Consider the following 1133-nt stretch of genomic DNA (forward strand, 5'->3'; position numbering starts at 1 on the left):
GCGCTGCTTTAGGGCCTTGTTATAAGAGGGCCAGTTGGTGATTTTAAAATTTTGTTTTGCCATGGAGACCTGATTTTGAAACAACTGTGGTGATCTGCTCCGATGATTACCCAAAAGTTCTATTTATTCAACAAAGCCCAGGAGATGTCTGTTCACAAAACGGGCATCTTACATCAACTTTAGCCACTGTATTCCACATCCAAAACCGGACATTTCACACTGCAATCAACATATTGAACACACGACCAAAAAAGACGTCAATCGACGTCTTTTCTTATTATTGGTACCGAGGACGGGACTTGAACCCGTAAGCCCAATTGGGCACTACCACCTCAAGGTAGCGTGTCTACCAATTCCACCACCTCGGCATCCGAAATCTGTCAATTACTTGGGAATGTCACTCGCAGATGCAGCCGGTGCTGCTGGCGTAGCAGGCTGTTCAAACTGAGCTGGCTGGCCCAGATTATCCCACTCACTGCCGCCCTTGCTCTGATGTGAACTCATGTTCCCTAAGACCAAGCTGAGGACGAAAAACAACGTCGCCAATGCAGCGGTCATACGTGTCATAAAGTTACCGGAACCGCTCGAACCGAACAGCGTCGCAGACGCCCCAGCTCCGAACGAGGCACCCATATCAGCACCTTTACCTTGTTGCAGCATGATCAGACCTACCAGGCCTAATGCAACCAACAGGAAAATGACTAAAAGAGCTTCGTACATGATAGTACCCGTAACTGTTTCCCCATCATCCGATGAGGAGGCTAAATTCTCGCGGCAAACCGCACACATCTCGCTCAGCGGACAGCATTTGTCCCCAGTAGAGCGGGTCTGAATACTAACTAAACCCACTGGGTGACGCAAGTGTATTTTAGAAAGATCAATGCGGTTGCGGAAAAAAACGTCTAAACCACTCAATGGGTAAATAGGCTGTCTTCGTTATAGACCACAAAGACAGCACAATACCCAAGAAATTTGTCGTGTATTCAATGAGTTGATGTAGCATCAAACGTAGTACTCGCGTTCGATGTAAGTACCGATGATCCTATCGTGCATTTCGGATGATTTTGAATATCCGAGCGTCTTGCTATTGAGCCGTTGCAATCGGTTACGCAGTGTCAGATGTGCACGCTCAA

General features: G+C 47.3%; 3 protein-coding genes and 1 tRNA gene. 1 reads left to right on the forward strand and 3 read right to left on the reverse strand.

The window, feature by feature from the left end; genetic code table 11:
* Positions 1 to 86 precede the first annotated feature (86 nt).
* Positions 87 to 311 (forward strand): hypothetical protein, encoded by a 225-nt coding sequence (locus tag QZ506_RS16360; protein WP_291972515.1) that lies wholly within the window; start codon positions 87 to 89, stop codon positions 309 to 311.
* Here QZ506_RS16360 and QZ506_RS16365 read toward each other — a convergent pair.
* The 3 genes from QZ506_RS16365 to QZ506_RS16375 all read right to left on the reverse strand — a co-directional run.
* Positions 282 to 368: transfer RNA gene (locus tag QZ506_RS16365), tRNA-Leu, on the reverse strand. The genes QZ506_RS16360 and QZ506_RS16365 overlap by 30 nt on opposite strands.
* Before the next feature lie 16 nt (positions 369 to 384).
* Positions 385 to 720 (reverse strand): preprotein translocase subunit SecG, encoded by a 336-nt coding sequence (gene secG / locus QZ506_RS16370; protein WP_291972517.1) that lies wholly within the window; start codon positions 718 to 720, stop codon positions 385 to 387.
* A 282-nt stretch (positions 721 to 1002) separates the two neighbouring features.
* The coding region (locus tag QZ506_RS16375; protein WP_291972519.1) for an IS1 family transposase at positions 1003 to 1133 on the reverse strand (131 nt) is incomplete at its 5' end.

The sequence above is a fragment of the Candidatus Symbiopectobacterium sp. genome, from assembly GCF_020054415.1.
GTDB lineage: Bacteria > Pseudomonadota > Gammaproteobacteria > Enterobacterales > Enterobacteriaceae > Symbiopectobacterium.